This is a genomic window from Stenotrophomonas sp. YJH_SMC_79, from assembly GCF_059367995.1.
Window position 1 is genome coordinate 1 of record NZ_JCAFRK010000005.1, and the last position, 13,323, is coordinate 13,323.

Below are 13,323 nucleotides of genomic sequence, written 5' to 3' on the forward strand. Positions count from 1 at the left end.
CTGGCAACGTATCGCTTGCTTTAAAACAATTAATAGTTGCTTGATCAAACGTCTGCAAGATGGACAATCATCCTTCCTGCAGGCGCCTTCACAAGATACCTGCGCATACTTTCAAAGATCAGGGGAAGTGGCCTCAGCGCCATTCCCGTGTGCTGCGAAGTTTCCTTCGTAGCGAGCCGCCCATTATGCCAGACTTTTTCAGTCCGTCAACACCTTCGTTCGATCATCTCGTTCGGCGGTGGTGGGCGCCCTGATGTCGCTGAAGCCCCTTGGGGGCGACCCCTGCGACGGGGGAGGAGAAGTATGTCCCTATTCCCACCGTTTGTGAAGGGGGTGTGGCGATTTTTTTCAACGGATGTTGCATCCATTCATCCATCACGCTCTGCGGGAGGATGCCGCCAAGAGCAGCCAAGCGTGGGCTTGGCTCTACAAGAGCATAAGGAAGGGCCGGCTGCGCCGGCCCTTCCTTTGTCTCAGGCAGCGACCAGGCGCACGCGGGCGAAGGTGCGCTTGCCGACCTGCAGCAGGCCTTCGAAGCCCGGCTGCAGCACCTGTTGGCCATCTTCGACCACTTCACCGTCCACCTTGACCGCGCGCTCCTTGAGCTTGCGGTTGGCTTCGGAGTTGCTCGGGGTCAGTCCGGCTGCGGTCAGCAGTGCGGCGATACGCAGGCCTTCGGCCGGGATCGCCACGTCCTGCAGCGGCAGCTGGGTGATGTCGCCCTGCCCCGTCACCGCCGCTTCCCAGCCGGCAATGGCCTGCTCGGCCGCTGCGGCGTCGTGGAAGCGGGTCGCCAGTTCACGCGCCAGGCGCAGCTTGACCACACGCGGGTTCAGGCCGCCATTGGCCACCTGCTCGCGCAGCTGCACGGCTTCGGCCTGGCTGATGTCGAAGGACAGCAGCTCGATCCAGCGCCACATCAGGGTGTCGTCCACCTTCATGGTCTTGGTGACGATGTCGATGGCCGGTTCGCTGATACCAATGTAGTTACCCAGCGACTTGGACATCTTGTTGACGCCGTCCAGGCCCTCCAGCAGCGGCATGGTCAGCACCACCTGCGGCTTCTGGCCGTGGTGTTCCTGCAGGCCACGGCCCATCAGCAGATTGAACTTCTGGTCGGTACCGCCCAGCTCGACGTCCGCTTCCAGGGCCACCGAGTCGTAGCCCTGCACCAGCGGGTACAGGAACTCGTGGATGGCGATGGACTGCTGGGCGGCGTAGCGCTTGGCGAAGTCATCGCGCTCGAGCATGCGTGCCACGGTGTGCTGGCCAGCCAGGCGGATCATGTCCGCCGCGCCCATCTTGCCGAACCACTCCGAGTTGAAGCGGACTTCGGTACGGCTGCGGTCCAGCACCTTGAACACCTGCTCCTCATAGGTGCGGGCGTTGGCCAGCACGTCCTCGCGGCTGAGCGGCTTGCGGGTCAGGCTCTTGCCGGACGGGTCGCCGATCATGCCGGTGAAGTCGCCGATCAGGAAAATGACCTGGTGGCCGAGGTCCTGGAACTGGCGCATCTTGTTCAGCAGCACCGTATGGCCCAGGTGCAGGTCGGGCGCGGTGGGGTCGAAGCCGGCCTTGATCCGCAGCGGGCGGCCTTCCTGCAGGCGCGCACGCAGATCCTCGAGCTTGAGGATCTCGTCGGCACCGCGGCCGATCAGGGCAAGGGCTTCTTCAATCGAGGACACGTGACTACTCCCGGCAACGCCGATTCTTGTGTGGGGTGTTAAAGCAAAGTTAACCCGATTGGCTTCACAAAAGCCAATGGGCACAAGGGTTTGACGCGGTTTTCTCAGGTGTCTATGGTAACCGGCGATCAGGCCCGCGCTCCCGGGCTGCCAGGAAAAAACCGCCGATGCACAATTCCGAACAAGGGCGCGCACGCAAGCAGCGCTTCCAGGAACGCCTCCACGTCCTGCACGACAACGCCCTGCATCGGAAGCTCAGGCAACATCTTCCCGCCGCCTTCAACGAGCGCTGGACCCGGCGCCATTGGATGCATGCCAGCCTGTTCGCGACCATCGGTGCCCTGGTGGCAACGATCGTCCCGGGCTTCTCGCACACCATCGACGCCCCCTTTGCCGACAGCCATACCAGCCTGGCGCTGCCGTTGCCGCCGCTGACCATGGCGCGCCAGCAGCAGGTACCCGGTGACAGCTGGCAGGTGCTGCGCGTGCAGCGCGGCCAGACCCTGAGCGATCTGTTCGACAAGGCCGGTATCCCGGCAACCACCCTGCACCGGGTACTGGACCACCCGGGCGCGCGCGAGGCGCTGACCAAGCTTCGCCCGGGCGCCGAGATCGCCTTCGACATGCCGCTGTCCGGTGACCTGCGCAGCATCCGCTTCGACCGCGATGCCGACAACCGGGTGGAGCTGAGCCTGGCCGGCGATGACATCAAGGAGAAGGTGACCCAGCGCGAGACCTCCACGCGCACGGTGGTCACCAGCGGCGAGATCACCAGCTCGCTGTATGCCGCGGCCCGACGCGCCGGGCTGTCGCCGTCGGCGATCGCGACGATGACCGATGACATCTTCAAGTACGACATCGACTTCTCGAAGGACCTGCAGCCGGGCGACCGCTTCAGCGTCGTGATGGACGAAACCTGGCGCGAAGGCGAGAAGGTGGACACCAGCAAGATCCTGGCGGCGACCTTCACCACCGGTGGCAAGACCTATTCCGGCTTCCGCTTCGACCGCAACGGCAAGTCCGAGTACTACGACCTCAACGGCCGTTCGCTGAAGAAGAGCTTCATCCGCATGCCGATCCCGTTCGCGCGGCTGAGCTCGACCTTCGGTGCGCGCAAGCACCCCGTGCTGGGCAAGATGCGCATGCACAAGGGCGTGGACTACGCCGCGCGCACCGGCACCCCGATCATGGCCGCCGGCGATGCCCGCGTGCAGTTCGCCGGCGTGCAGCGCGGCTACGGCAACGTGGTGATCCTGGACCACGGCCGTGGCCACACCACGCTGTACGGCCACATGTCGCGCTTTGCGAACATCAAGACCGGCCAGCGCGTGGCCCAGGGCACGGTGATCGGCTATGTCGGCTCGACCGGCCTGGCCACCGGCCCGCATCTGCACTACGAATTCCGCGTCAACGGCGAGCACCGCAACCCGCTGACCGTGACCATGCCGCCGCCGGAGCCGCTGAAGGGCGCCGAGCTGGTCGCCTTCCGCGCGCAGACCGCGCCGGCGATGGCCCGGATCCAGGGCATGGAGAAGCTGATCTACGCCGACGCCAGCCCGGCACCGACCAGCCGCGACGAGGCCGCCCCCGAGGTGGCCAGCGCCAAGGACAAGAGCAGCACCGGCCGCAAGCGCGGCTGAGCCCCTGCGTTGACGAAGAAGGACGCGGCAGCCCAAGCTTGCCGCGTCCTTTTTTTATGCCCGCCATGAACACGACTGCCGACGCCACTGCTCCCCTGTACCTGGGCCTGATGTCAGGCACCAGCGCCGACGGCATCGATGCCGCACTGGTGCAGTTCCCCGCCGGCGGTGGCTGCCACTTCGTGCACGGGCTGACCGCCCGCTGGGAGCCGGTGCTGCGTGCGCGGCTGGTGGCGCTGGGCGAAGGCGGACCGCTGGACTCGCTGGAGGAGCTGGGCGAGCTGGATGCGCGGATCGCGATCAGTTTCGCCGAGGCCGCCAATCAACTGCTGGCCGAGGCCGGCGTGGACCGCAGCCAGGTGCGCGCGATCGGCTCGCACGGCCAGACCGTGCGCCATCGCCCGCTGGCCGACCCCGCCTTCACCGTGCAGCTGGGCGATGGCAACCGCATCGCGGAGCTGACCGGAATCACCACGGTGTCCGACTTCCGCCGCCGCGACGTGGCAGCCGGTGGCCATGGCGCACCGCTGATGCCGGCCTTCCACCTGGCCGTGCTGGGCACGGCCGACGAAGACCGCGCGGTGCTCAACCTGGGCGGCATCGCCAACCTGACCCTGGTCCCGCGCGAAGGCGCGGTGCGTGGCTTCGATACCGGCCCGGCCAACGCGCTGATGGATGCCTGGTGCCAGCGCCACACCGGCCGCACCTTTGATGCCGACGGCGCCTATGCCGCCAGCGGCGCGGTGGACGAGGGCCTGCTGGCCGGCTGGCGTTCGGACCCGTGGTTCGCGCTGCCACCACCGAAGAGCACCGGCCGTGAGCAGTTCCACCTGGCCTGGGCCGAGGCCCACATGGCCGAAGGCCGATACGCTGCCGCCGATGTGCAGGCGACCCTGCTGGAGCTGACCGTGGCGACGGTGGCCGATGCGCTGCTGGCGCAGCAGCCGCGGACCCGCCGCCTGCTGGTCTGTGGCGGCGGTGTGCGCAATCGGCAGCTGATGAAGCGGCTGGCGGCACGGCTGCCGGACGTGCAGGTGGAATCCAGCGCGGTACACGGGCTGGACCCGGAGTACGTGGAAGCAATGGGCTTTGCATGGCTGGCGCAGCGGACGATGGACGGGCTGGCCGGCAACCTGCCGAGCGTGACCGGGGCCCAGGGCCCGCGGATCCTGGGGGCGATCCACCTGGCGTGAGGTGGTCATCCACGCATGGCGTGGATCTACCGGGAACGGCGGACGAGCGTGGCTCGACGCTACATGGGCACTAATCGAAGCCCTGCCCTGCGGGCAAGGCCTGCAGGGCGGCGATGGCATCGGACAGGGCATCCACTTCCGGATCGCCGAAGCCGGAGCGGACTTCCAGCTCACTGCTGAACAGGCCCTGCTCCAGCAAGGCGGCACAGGTCTGTTCGTGGGTCCAGCCGCGGGCGACCGCGACGCGTTTGATACGTTCCAGCAGCAGCGGGTCCAGGTCCCGCAGCACAACGTCGGCCATGCTCACTTCCCCGTTCGCAAGGCACCGCCCCCTCGGCGCGTCCGGGCGATGATCCCGCAGACCGGCCGGGCAGGCAATCAGGCGGCGCTTGCGGCCTGGCGACGACGCTGCTGCACGATCAACAGGGCGCACAGGATCACCACCGGGATCGCCACCAGCGCGGTACCGACGAAGAACAGTGCATAGCCTTCCAGCAGCGTCCGGCCCTGCGCGAGCGTCTGTACCGACCACCCCGAGAGTCCCTTGAGGGCCTTGCCGGGCATCGCGTAGAACGAGCTCAGCAGCGCGTACTGGGTGGCGGTGTATCCGATGCTGGTCAAGCTCGACATATAGGCGATCAGCGCCGTTCCGGCGAAGCCGCTGGCGAAGTTGTCGATCGCCATGGCGACGGCGAAATGGGTTGTGTCCGGGCCGGAATAGGCCAGCCAGGCAAACGCCAGGTTGGAGGCCGGCCCCAGCACCGCGCCCACCATCAGCGCCGCCAGCACGCCCCAGCGGACCGAGACCAGGCCCGCTGCGGCAATGCCGACGAACGTCGCGACCAGCCCGACCGAACCACGCACCGCGCCCACGGTATCTTCGTCCAGGCCGAGATCGACATAGAAGGGGTTGGCCATCGGCCCCATGACGAAGTCGGCCATGCGATAGACGCTGATGGCCACCAGGATCAGGATCGCGCCGCTGCGGTGCTCGCGGACGAAGGCGATGAACGGCCCGGCCACGGCGTCGAACAGGCCACGCGGCGTCCACAGCGAGGTCGCCTGAGCCTGCACGGCAGCCACCTCCCTGGCGGGTTCCCTGGCCATGACCACGGCCACCACGCCAAGCGCCATGAGTACCGCCATGATCTCGTACGAGACCTGCCAGCCGACACGGGCCGCGATGATCAGGATCAGCGCATCGGTGACCAGCAATGCGGTGCGATAGCCCAGCGCGGATGATGAGGTCAGCAGGCCGAGCTGCTCGCTGTTGTCAGCACTTTCAATGCGCCAGGCATCGATGACGATGTCCTGGGTGGCCGAAGCAAACGCTACGATCACGGCCATCACGCCGAACACGACGATGTGCTGCCAGGCGATACCCAGGAACTGGATCTGCCCCCCCTTGGGCTGGACCAGCGCCATGCCGACCAGGCCCACCACCACGACCAGCTGCGACAGCAGCATCCAGCCACGGCGGCGGCCAAAGCGGCCGAACAGGGGCACGTCGGTCTTGTCGACGATCGGCGCCCACAGGAACTTCATGGTGTAGGCCAGCCCGACCCATGACAGGAAACCGATCGTGCTCAGCTCGATGCCTTCCTTGCGCATCCAGAAGCCGAGCGTGTTGCCCACCAGGTAGATCGGCAGACCGGAACTGAAGCCGAGCAGCAGCATCGCCAGCACCTTGCGCTGGCTCAGGTTGGACAACACCTGCTGCCACGGTCGGCGCGGCTTGGCAGCCTCGGTCACAGGTCGTAGTCCACGGTGAACGGGGCGTGGTCGGAGAAGCGCTCGTCGCGGTAGATCGAGCAGCTGCGCAGGCGGTCACGCAGGCCCGGGGTGATGAACTGGTAGTCGATGCGCCAACCGACGTTGTTGGCACGGGCGGCGCCGCGGTTGCTCCACCAGGTGTAGTCCTCGCCGGTGGGGTTGAGCAGGCGGTAGGCATCGGCCCAGCCGCGACCGGCGGTGACATCGGTGGTCTGGCCGTGGTCGGCGCAGAGGGCGTTGAGCCAGTCGCGCTCCTCCGGCAGGCACCCGGAATTCTTCTGGTTGGACTTCCAGTTCTTGATGTCCAGCGCCGAACGCACGATGTTCCAGTCGCCACACAGCACGTAGTCGCGGCCACTGCGCGCCCACTCCTCCAGGATCGGCCGCAGCCATTCCATCACTTCGAACTTGAAGCCCTGCCGCAGGTCGCCCGAGCTGCCGGACGGGATATAGAAGGAGACCACGCTGAGGTTGCCGTAGCGTGCCTCGATGTAGCGGCCTTCGTCGTCGAACGGGGCCCAGCCCAGCGAGGTGATGACCTGGTCCGGCTCGCGCTTGCTGTAGATCGCCACGCCGCTGTAGCCCTTCTTGGTGATGGCGTCGCGGTAGAAGCAGTGGTGGCCGTCCGGGCGGAACATCGGGTCGGTCAGCTGGTCTTCCTGGGCCTTGGTCTCCTGGATGCACAGGACGTCGGCGTCCTGGGCACGGAACCAGTCGAGGAAGCCCTTGGTCGCGGCGGAACGGATGCCATTGGCGTTGAAACTGATGATGCGCATGCGGAAGACCTACGGCGGGAAACCGGGCAAGCATACCGGTTGCCCGCGGGGCTGCGCAGTCCGCCGGGTGCGCCCGCGAACGCCTTCACACGGGGCCGGACGAGCGCGAAACGCCCAGCTGGATTAGGATTTGTGCTCCAAATGAATATGAATCGAGTTTTGATGAGCGACCACCGCCACCGTTTCCTGCAGCTGGCCCTGACCGCCGACGCCCTGCGCTTCGGCCAGTTCACCCTCAAGTCCGGCCGGCTGAGCCCCTATTTCTTCAACGCCGGGCGCTTCGACTCCGGCTCGCTGCTGTCCCAGCTCGGCGCCTGCTATGCCGATGCCATCGATGCCAGCGGGATCAAGTACGACGTGGTGTTCGGCCCGGCCTACAAGGGCATTCCGCTGGCCACCGCGATGGCCTGTGAGCTGGCCCAGCGTGGCCGCGACCTGCCGCTGTCGTTCAACCGCAAGGAAGCCAAGGACCACGGCGAAGGCGGCCAGCTGATCGGCGCCGACATGCAGGGCAAGCGCGTGCTGATCGTCGACGACGTGATCACCGCCGGTACCGCGATCCGCGAAGCGCTGGGCATCATCCGCGCCGCCGGTGGCACCCCGGCCGGCATCGTGGTGGCGCTGGACCGCCAGGAGATCGCTTCGGAGACCGACCGCCGTTCGGCGGCGCAGTCGGTGGCCGAGGAAGCCGGTATCCCGGTGATCGCCGTGGCGTCGCTGGCCGACCTGCTTGATTTTGCCTCCGGCAACCCGGAACTTGTGGGTTACCGGCAGCCGCTGGAAGCCTACCGGGCCCAGTACGGCGTTCGTTCCATCCGCTGACCGACCAGGGGAAAGGTCATGTCCCGAGTTCCTGCTGTCCTCTTTGCCGGCCTGCTGCTGGCCGTGCCGTTCACCGCACCGGCGCAGTCGCGCGACAGTGGCAAGGCGGAAAAGAAGCTGTACTGCTGGAACGAGGGCAAGGAGCGGATCTGCAGTGATTCGCTGCCGGCCGACGCGGTCAACCATGCCCGCGAGGAATTCAATGCGAGCACGGGCCTGCGCAATGCACAGGTCCAGCGCGCGTTGACCGACGAGGAACGTGCTGCCGCCAGCACCGCTGCGCAGCAGCAACAGCTGGACCTGATGGCCGAGCAGACCCGCCAGCGCACCGAGCAGGCCATGTTGTCCACCTACGGCAGCGAGGCCGACCTGCGCCGGGTGTTTGCCGAGCGCCAGGAAGTGCTGGACAACAACCTGAAGACCGCCGAGTACAACGTCACCAGCCTGCGTGAGTCGCTGGTGGCGCTGCTGTCGGCGGCGGGAGACCGCGAACTGGCCGGCGGCAAGGTGGTCGACAAGCAGGCCGAGGCGATCCGCAAGCGGCATGCGCAGCTGCAGGCGCAGCAGCGCCTGCAGGCCGGGCTCGTGCAGCAGCAGCAGGCATTGAAGGCCGAGATCGACAGTACCCTGCAGCGCTATCGCGAGCTGAAGGGGTTGGTGCCGGCGGCGGCACCGGCGGGCTGACGGCGCTGCCTCCGCCGGGCATGGCCCGGCGCTACCCGGCGTCCGGTTACGGCTTCGGGCGATGAATTTATGCACTTTTTACGCGTCGGCCCGGTCCGGCGCGTAGTGCGTTTATGGGGGGCAGGACGACGATGGCGGCCTGAGGTGGAGGGGTTCCACCAGGACGCTATTGCAATGTCCCCCTGGCTGTCGTTGTTGTGTGGCGTGCTGGTGCTGGTCGCCGCCGCCTATCTCCTTTATGTCGTGCTGCGGCCCGAGTCGTTCTGAGCGGAGCCTGCCATGACTGAGATGCTTGTGATTATTGCCGCCAGCCTGCTGCTGGCGTGGCCGCTGGGCCTGTACCTGGCACGCGTGATGCGCGGCACGCCGATGAAGGTCGACGTGCTGTTCCACTGGATCGAGAAGCCGCTGTACAGGGTGTTCGGCGTCGATCCATCGCGCTCGATGTCCTGGCGCGGCTATGTGCTGGCCTTCGTGCTGAGCAACGTGGTGGTCGCGGTACTGACCCAGGCGGTGTTCATGACCCAGGCCTGGCTGCCGTTGAACCCGGACCAGATCCCGAACATGCGCTGGGACACCGCGCTGCACACGATGATCTCGTTCCTGACCAACACCAACCAGCAGCACTATTCGGGCCAGGCGCAGCTGTCCTACCTCTCGCAGATGACCGGCATCACCGGCCTGCAGGTGGTGACGCCAATGATGGGCCTGGCGTTGGCGGTGGCCACGCTGCGCGCGTTGTTCTCGCGTGCGCCGCAGGCTGCGGCAGCCACCGGGGCCGGCGATGACCGCCAGGTGGCGGTGGGCAACTACTACGTTGACGTGGTGCGCCTGTGCGTGCGCTTCCTGCTGCCGCTGTGCCTAGTGTGGACGCTGGTGCTGACCAGCCAGGGCGTGCCCTCGACGATGGCCGGCGGCCCGCAGGCCACGCCGATCGATGCCAGCGCCGGCATGGTCCAGCAGAAACTGCCGCTGGGCCCGGTCGCAGCGATGGTCGCGGCCAAGCAGCTGGGCGCCAACGGCGGCGGCTGGTATGGCCCGAACAGCAGCTTCCCGCTGGAGAACCCGACCCCGCTGTCGAACGCGCTGGAGATCGTCGGCATCCTGCTGGTGCCGATGGCGGTGATCTTCATGATCGGTGCATTCACCGGCCGGCGCCGGTTCGGCGCGCTGGTGTTCAGCTGCATGCTGGGCATGTCACTGCTCTCCACCGGCGCGATGATGTGGAGCGAGGCCCATAGCGCCAGCGCCGCCACGCCCCTGCTGATGGAAGGCAAGGAAGTACGCTTCGGCGCCGATGGCACCGCGCTGTGGGCGGCGGTGACCACGCAGGTCTCCAACGGCTCGGTCAACGGCATGCACGATTCGTTGGCGCCGCTGAGTGGCGGCATCGCGATGGTCAACATGCTGGTCAGCGCGATCTGGGGCGGTATCGGCTGTGGCCTGCAGCAGTTCATCGTGTACCTGCTGCTGGGCGTGTTCCTGGCCGGGTTGATGACCGGGCGTACGCCGGAACTGTTCGGCCGCAAGCTGGAGACGCCGCAGGTGCGCCTGCTGGCCCTGCTGGTGCTGCTGCAACCGATCACCCTGCTGGTGTTCACCGCCATCACCCTGGCCGTGCCCGGTCTGGCCGGCACGTCCAATCCTGGCTTCCATGGCATCAGCCAGGTGTTCTACGAGTACGTCTCGGCCTATGCCAACAACGGTTCGGGTTTCGAAGGGCTGGGTGACGCCACGCTGTGGTGGAACCTGAGCTGCTCGCTGGTGCTGCTGCTGGGCCGCTTCCCGCTGCTGATCATCCCGCTGGTGGTGGCCGCACAGCTGGCCGCCAAGCGCCAGGCGCCGGAGTCTGCCGGCAGCCTGCAGATCGAAACCCCGACCTTCGCCCTGACCCTGGTCTCGGTGATCGTCATCCTGACCGTGCTGCAGTTCATGCCGGCGCTGGTACTCGGCCCGATCGCCGACCACCTGAGCCTGGGACTGCACTGAGGACACCCCGATGAGTACCCACGCAAATTCCACCCGAAGTTCCCTCGCACCGCGCCCTGCCCTGCTGGATGCCGCAGGCCTGCGCCGTGCACTGGTCGAGTCGGTGCGCAAGCTGTCGCCGATGCACCTGGTGCGCAGCCCGGTGATGGCGGTGGTGATGGCCGGCACGATCGTCGCCGCCATCGTCACCCTGACCGGCAATGCACCGCTGGGCTTCGGCCTGGCGGTGACCGCGATCCTGCTGGTGACCGTGCTGTTCGGCAATTTCGCCGAGGCGGTCGCCGAAGCCCGTGGCCGCGGCCAGGCCGCTTCGCTGCGCCGTGCCCGCCAGGATCTGGTGGCGCGCCGTCTGGCGGCACCGCAGCCGGGTGCGGCGGAAGCCCAGGTACCGGCCGCGGAGCTGCGTCCGGGTGACCACGTGATCGTCAGCGCCGGCGAGCTGGTGCCGGCCGATGGCGAGATCGTGCAGGGCCTGGCCACCATCAACGAAGCGGCCGTGACCGGTGAATCGGCGCCGGTGCTGCGCGAGGCCGGCACCGATCGTTCCGGCGTGATCGGCGGCACCAAGGTGCTGTCCGACCAGATCATCGTGCGGGTGACCGCCGAGCCGGGCCACAGCTTCCTGGACCGGATGATCGCGCTGGTGGAAGGCGCCAACCGGCAGAAGACCCCGAACGAGATCGCACTGACCCTGCTGCTGGCCGCGATGACGCTGACCTTCCTGGTGGTGGTGGCGACGCTGCCGGCGATCGGCGCAGCGGTAGGCGTGCAGGTTGACCCGCTGCTGCTGATCGCGCTGCTGGTGTGCCTGATCCCGACCACCATCGGCGGCCTGCTGCCAGCCATCGGCATTGCCGGCATGAACCGTGCGCTGGCCGCCAACGTGCTGGCCAAGTCGGGCAAGGCGGTGGAAGTGGCGGGCGACGTGGACGTGCTGCTGCTGGACAAGACCGGCACCATCACCTACGGCGATCGCCAGGCCAGCCACTTCCACCCGTTGGCCGGTATCGATGCCAGCCAGCTGCGTGAAGCGGCGCTGCTGTCCTCGCTGGCCGACCCGACTCCGGAAGGCAAGTCGATCGTGCGCCTGGCGCGCGAACAGGGGTGCGCCACCGCCGAACCGGACCATGCCGACTATCTGGCCTTCACTGCCCAGACCCGGATGTCCGGCGTCGACCTGGAACATGGGCGGCAGATCCGCAAGGGCGCCGCCGATGCCATCCGCGCGCATGTGCAGTCGCTGGGCGGCAACGTGCCGTCCGAGCTGGCCGGTCGTGTCGAGCAGGTCGCGCGCAATGGTGCCACCCCGCTGGTGGTGGCCGAGGGCCGCCATGTGCTGGGCGTGATCGAGCTGTCGGACGTGGTCAAGCACGGCATGCGCGAGAAGTTCGCGCAGCTGCGGGCGATGGGCATCCGCACGGTGATGATCACCGGTGACAACCCGCTGACCGCCGCCGCGATCGCTGCCGAGGCCGGTGTCGATGACTACATCGCCGAGGCCCGCCCCGAAGACAAGCTGGCGCGCATCCGCCAGGAGCAGGCCGGTGGCCGCCTGGTGGCGATGGTGGGCGACGGCACCAACGACGCCCCGGCACTGGCGCAGGCCGATATCGGCCTGGCAATGAACTCCGGCACGCAGGCGGCGAAGGAGGCCGGCAACATGGTCGACCTCGATTCGGACCCGGCCAAGCTGCTGGCGGTGGTGGAAGTGGGCAAGCAGCAGCTGATCACGCGCGGTGCGCTGACCACCTTCTCGCTGGCCAACGACGTTTCCAAGTACTTCGCGATCCTGCCGGCGCTGTTCGCCGCTGCCGTTCCGACCATGGCCGCACTGAATGTGATGCAGCTGTCGAGCCCGCGCAACGCGGTGCTGGCGGCGCTGATCTTCAACGCCCTGGTGATTCCCGCACTGATCCCGCTCGCCCTGCGTGGCGTGCGCTTCCGCCCCGCCACCGCGACGGCGCTGCTGCGCCGGAACATGCTGGTGTACGGCCTCGGCGGCGTGTTGCTGCCGTTCGCGGCGATCAAGCTGATCGACCTCCTTCTTGTCCTGGTATCCGGCGCATGAACCGTTCTGCTTCCACCTCCACCTCCCTGTCCCGCGAACCGAAGGCCGAGGCCCGCGTGGCCAGCCTGCAGGATGGCGCCAGCTGGCGCCCGGCGATCGGCCTGGGCCTGGCCACCCTGCTGCTGGCCGGCGCGGTCTACGCCGGCATTGCAACCGGCTTTGCCGGCCTGGCGTTCCCGGGCCAGGCGGAAGGCAGCCTGCTGCGCGATGACAGTGGCCAGGTGCGCGGCTCGGCGTGGCTGGCGCAGCCGTTCACCGGTGATGGCTACTTCCAGGCACGGCCGTCGGCGGCCAACTACGACCCGATGGCGGCAGCCGGTTCCAACATGGCGCGCAGCAACCCGGCGCTGGCCGAGCGCGTTGCCGCCAGCACTGCGGCGGTGGCCGCACGCGAAGGCGTTGCCCCGGCGCAGGTGCCTGCGGACCTGGTCACCCAGTCCGCCGGCGGCCTGGATCCTCAGCTGTCGCCGTCTGCAGCGCAGTTGCAGGTAGCTCGCGTGGCGCGTGCCCGTGGCCTGCCGGTGGAACGCGTGCAGGCACTGGTGCAGGCGCATTCCGAAGGTCGCCAGTGGGGCCTGTTCGGCCAGCCGCGGGTGAACGTGGTAACGCTGAACTTCGCGCTGGACCACGCGGCCAAGGCGCCGTGATGCCGGCCTGCACCGGCTGCGCGCACAATGGCGGCCATGACAGCGG

At 67.6% G+C, this 13,323-nt stretch carries 12 protein-coding genes; 8 read left to right on the top strand and 4 right to left on the bottom strand.

The genetic code is table 11. The features are described 5' to 3' along the window. Positions 1-473: 473 nt before the first annotated feature. Positions 474-1,685 (bottom strand): tyrosine--tRNA ligase, encoded by a 1,212-nt coding sequence (tyrS, locus tag AC5P57_RS17540; RefSeq protein ID WP_049431058.1) that lies wholly within the window; start codon positions 1,683-1,685, stop codon positions 474-476. A 167-nt stretch (positions 1,686-1,852) separates the two neighbouring features. Here tyrS and AC5P57_RS17545 point away from each other — a divergent pair, with 167 nt between their 5' ends. Both AC5P57_RS17545 and AC5P57_RS17550 read left to right on the top strand, forming a co-directional pair. Beyond that, positions 1,853-3,325, top strand: a complete 1,473-nt coding sequence (locus AC5P57_RS17545) for a M23 family metallopeptidase (protein ID WP_099551462.1) — start codon at positions 1,853-1,855, stop codon at positions 3,323-3,325. A 65-nt stretch (positions 3,326-3,390) separates the two neighbouring features. Further along, positions 3,391-4,518 carry an anhydro-N-acetylmuramic acid kinase gene (locus tag AC5P57_RS17550; RefSeq protein WP_262235782.1) on the top strand — a complete coding sequence of 376 codons (1,128 nt, stop codon included), beginning with the start codon at positions 3,391-3,393 and terminating at the stop codon, positions 4,516-4,518. Positions 4,519-4,588: 70 nt separating this feature from the next. On the opposite strand, the gene AC5P57_RS17555 is transcribed toward AC5P57_RS17550, so the two are convergent. From AC5P57_RS17555 to AC5P57_RS17565, 3 genes are all read right to left on the bottom strand, one after another. Next, positions 4,589-4,819: a hypothetical protein gene (locus AC5P57_RS17555; RefSeq protein ID WP_005407775.1), complete on the bottom strand. Its 231-nt coding sequence runs from the start codon at positions 4,817-4,819 to the stop codon at positions 4,589-4,591. 77 nt (positions 4,820-4,896) lie between these two features. After that, positions 4,897-6,270, bottom strand: a complete 1,374-nt coding sequence (locus AC5P57_RS17560; protein ID WP_099551464.1) for an AmpG family muropeptide MFS transporter — start codon at positions 6,268-6,270, stop codon at positions 4,897-4,899. Next, a complete protein-coding gene (locus tag AC5P57_RS17565; RefSeq protein ID WP_099603906.1) occupies positions 6,267-7,067 on the bottom strand; it encodes an exodeoxyribonuclease III in 801 nt (266 codons plus the stop codon). Before AC5P57_RS17565 ends, AC5P57_RS17560 begins: the two co-directional genes overlap by 4 nt. 162 nt (positions 7,068-7,229) lie before the next feature. Between AC5P57_RS17565 and pyrE the strand changes: the two genes are divergently transcribed. From pyrE to kdpC, 6 genes are all read left to right on the top strand, one after another. Further along, complete coding sequence (gene pyrE, locus AC5P57_RS17570; RefSeq protein WP_005407772.1) at positions 7,230-7,889, top strand: orotate phosphoribosyltransferase; 660 nt, start codon at positions 7,230-7,232, stop codon at positions 7,887-7,889. An 18-nt stretch (positions 7,890-7,907) separates the two neighbouring features. Beyond that, positions 7,908-8,573, top strand: a complete 666-nt coding sequence (locus AC5P57_RS17575; protein WP_099551466.1) for a hypothetical protein — start codon at positions 7,908-7,910, stop codon at positions 8,571-8,573. Between the two features lie 174 nt (positions 8,574-8,747). Beyond that, positions 8,748-8,840: a potassium-transporting ATPase subunit F gene (locus AC5P57_RS17580; protein WP_005407770.1), complete on the top strand. Its 93-nt coding sequence runs from the start codon at positions 8,748-8,750 to the stop codon at positions 8,838-8,840. Positions 8,841-8,852: 12 nt separating this feature from the next. Then, on the top strand, positions 8,853-10,562 hold the full coding sequence (kdpA, locus tag AC5P57_RS17585; protein ID WP_262235784.1) for a potassium-transporting ATPase subunit KdpA: 1,710 nt from the start codon (positions 8,853-8,855) through the stop codon (positions 10,560-10,562). A gap of 10 nt (positions 10,563-10,572) precedes the next feature. Then, positions 10,573-12,630 (top strand): potassium-transporting ATPase subunit KdpB, encoded by a 2,058-nt coding sequence (gene kdpB / locus AC5P57_RS17590; RefSeq protein WP_262235785.1) that lies wholly within the window; start codon positions 10,573-10,575, stop codon positions 12,628-12,630. Continuing rightward, positions 12,627-13,277: a potassium-transporting ATPase subunit KdpC gene (kdpC, locus tag AC5P57_RS17595; protein ID WP_262235787.1), complete on the top strand. Its 651-nt coding sequence runs from the start codon at positions 12,627-12,629 to the stop codon at positions 13,275-13,277. The genes kdpB and kdpC overlap by 4 nt, the downstream gene beginning before the upstream one ends. The last annotated feature ends 46 nt before the right edge of the window (positions 13,278-13,323 follow it).

Excerpts from the sequence above, each read along its gene's own strand:
- AC5P57_RS17550 (WP_262235782.1), top strand. The coding sequence starts at position 3,391 with ATGAACACGACTGCCGACGCCACTGCTCCCCTGTACCTGGGCCTGATG.
- AC5P57_RS17565 (WP_099603906.1), bottom strand. The coding sequence starts at position 7,067 with ATGCGCATCATCAGTTTCAACGCCAATGGCATCCGTTCCGCCGCGACC.
- kdpC (WP_262235787.1), top strand. The coding sequence starts at position 12,627 with ATGAACCGTTCTGCTTCCACCTCCACCTCCCTGTCCCGCGAACCGAAG.
- pyrE (WP_005407772.1), top strand. The coding sequence starts at position 7,230 with ATGAGCGACCACCGCCACCGTTTCCTGCAGCTGGCCCTGACCGCCGAC.
- AC5P57_RS17555 (WP_005407775.1), bottom strand. The coding sequence starts at position 4,819 with ATGGCCGACGTTGTGCTGCGGGACCTGGACCCGCTGCTGCTGGAACGT.
- AC5P57_RS17575 (WP_099551466.1), top strand. The coding sequence starts at position 7,908 with ATGTCCCGAGTTCCTGCTGTCCTCTTTGCCGGCCTGCTGCTGGCCGTG.
- kdpA (WP_262235784.1), top strand. The coding sequence starts at position 8,853 with ATGACTGAGATGCTTGTGATTATTGCCGCCAGCCTGCTGCTGGCGTGG.
- AC5P57_RS17580 (WP_005407770.1), top strand. The coding sequence starts at position 8,748 with ATGTCCCCCTGGCTGTCGTTGTTGTGTGGCGTGCTGGTGCTGGTCGCC.
- AC5P57_RS17545 (WP_099551462.1), top strand. The coding sequence starts at position 1,853 with ATGCACAATTCCGAACAAGGGCGCGCACGCAAGCAGCGCTTCCAGGAA.
- kdpB (WP_262235785.1), top strand. The coding sequence starts at position 10,573 with ATGAGTACCCACGCAAATTCCACCCGAAGTTCCCTCGCACCGCGCCCT.